This is a genomic window from Shewanella surugensis (assembly GCF_023284005.1).
GTDB classification, from domain to species: Bacteria; Pseudomonadota; Gammaproteobacteria; order Enterobacterales; family Shewanellaceae; genus Shewanella; species Shewanella surugensis.
On sequence record NZ_JAKIKS010000273.1, the window covers coordinates 1 to 2,299 of the forward strand.

The 2,299-nt window shown below is 42.2% G+C and carries 1 protein-coding gene and 1 pseudogene; both read left to right on the forward strand.

The features are described 5' to 3' along the window. Positions 1-720 precede the first annotated feature (720 nt). Positions 721-966 carry a helix-turn-helix domain-containing protein gene (locus L2764_RS28455; protein ID WP_376708511.1) on the forward strand — a complete coding sequence of 82 codons (246 nt, stop codon included), beginning with the start codon at positions 721-723 and terminating at the stop codon, positions 964-966. 66 nt (positions 967-1,032) lie between these two features. After that, positions 1,033-1,200: pseudogene (locus tag L2764_RS28460) on the forward strand (helix-turn-helix domain-containing protein); the annotation flags it as partial. Positions 1,201-2,299 lie beyond the last annotated feature (1,099 nt).

Consider the following 2,299-nt stretch of genomic DNA (forward strand, 5'->3'; position numbering starts at 1 on the left):
GTTCGAGTCTCGTCCACTCCGCCAACATTACGATAAGCCCTAGCAGCAATGCTAGGGCTTTTTCGTGTTTTAAATGAGTGAAAAACCGAGTGGCCACTCTCGACCATCCATACTCTACATGACATTTGTATTTCCATGCACTTCGTAGTTCAGTTGGTTAGCTTCTTTATAAATAGAACGCGACCTGTCACGCCGGGGGTCGCGAGTTCGAGTCTCGTCCACTCCGCCAACATTACGATAAGCCCTAGCAGCAATGCTAGGGCTTTTTCGTGTTTTAAATGAGTGAAAAACCGAGTGGCCACTCTCGACCATCCATGCTCTACATGACATTTGTATTTCCATGCACTTCGTAGTTCAGTTGGTTAGCTTCTTTATAAATAGAACGCGACCTTTCACGCTGGGGGTCGCGAGTTCGAGTCTCGTCCACTTCGCCAACATTACGAAAAGTCTTAGCAGCAATGTTAGGGCTTTTTTTCGTATATCGAATGAGTAAAAAGTAGAATGGTCGCTCTCGAGCATCCATGGTCTATATGACATTTGCACTTTGCAGTTCAGTTGGGCGAATAATGTCCCATACATTATTTGGCATTCACCTTATTTAAGTATTTATACCAATTCATCTTGAGAGGTGATCTTTTAGCGGGAACTCAAAACAGGTAATACCAATCTAAGTAACAATATGATCTACTTGTATTTATCACATTCTCTTTATGAGTTTTTATGGATAACCTTAAAAGTATCGACTTTAATTCACTCGCACGTAAGCAAAAATCGATTCAAATGAGGATGCGACTCCTTGTGCTCGCTCATTTTCAAGATGGCAAGTCTAGAACGAAAATTGCACTCTCTTTAAAGGTGAGTAGAACGAGTGTTAACAAGTGGGTAAAGACTTTTTTAGAAGAAGGCTTAGCCGGATTGCAAGAAAAGCCACGCAAAGGTCGACCCGTTTACCTGTGCGGTAAATAGCAAGCTCAACTTGCTGAATATATAGAATAAAGAGCAGATCATGCCCAAGTCGGTGGACGATTAACAGGGACAAATACTCACCGGTATATTCAATCTGAATTTGGGGGGAATTATCAGCCTGACTCTATCTACTATTTATTGAATCATATGGGATTTTCGTGGATAACCTTACGCACTAAACATCCAAAACAATCCATTAACGCTCAAGAAGCGTTTAAAAAAATGCCAAATTAACACGATCCATAAGATCCCCGGACATCTCCCTTTAGAACGTGTCGATATCTGGTTTCAAGATGAAGCCGGCCTATCTATTAAATAGGGTCAACAAAACACGACAACGAGAATTCGGGTCAGAAAAGGCACTTGTACGTCAACAACCATTCGATTCTTGTGAGCCACAGGGTATATCTATTTAGTTCAATATGTTCAAGTAAAAGGATAGCTCGAGTAATAGTGATGCCGTGGACAGGCAAAGAAGCAATGCGTCTACACTTAAGGCAGATCTAGGAAGTGACTGAAGCAGAGCGACACGCCGTCGTGATCATGGATGGTGCTGGCTGGCATACCGATAGCATTGTTGATTAATTGAACAATGTTGGCATCATCAAATTACCGCCCTATTCACCTGAGCTTAATTCAATCGAGCAACTATAGAGTTGGATGCGTGAGCATTCTCTCGCCAATTAAGAGTGTTTAAAGTTTACGAAGACATGGTCGATAGCGTTTGTGATGCCTAGAAGGCCTTTACCGAGAGTGCGCAGCGAGTGACACAAATGTGTTCTAGGGAGTGGGCAAAGTTGATCAGTTGGTTTTCTAGATTGGTATTAGCTGTTTTTGATATACGTCTCCACGGATGAGAAAGGTAGAGCGGCGTTTGCACCAAAGCCGAGAATCACTATTAACATCAATGATCCGCTGACGAGCCTAGTCGTTTACTCACATCCATATGCTCACGATGTGTGTTATCCGATTTATATGGACATAGGGGATCTCTGATTATTGTCTAGAACAACAAAGACCGGGCGTATCGCTGTTAATTAATGAAGTCAACGACCTTGTCTACCGTGTGTTGAGCTCTCGCTGAAAGATCTGATATTGAGTAGTATGGATATTACTGCTTGTTTATTCTCCTTTTTAAGTTGTTTTTGTGGGTAAGTTTGGGGGTAATGAGTGGGAATGCTGTGCTTAATAAAAGAAGTGAAAATAAATGTCATTTATCGCAAAAAAGGGCTTGTGCTTAGCTCAAATCTCCCTATAATGCGCAACCACTGACACGGCAAAGCAGGCTTACTACCTAGTCGAAAGATTAGAGAGTACGGGACTTGCAGCGGTG

What these genes read in the sequence shown, in the direction of transcription:
- L2764_RS28455 (WP_376708511.1), top strand. Translation starts at nt 721, where the DNA reads ATGGATAACCTTAAAAGTATCGACTTTAATTCACTCGCACGTAAGCAA.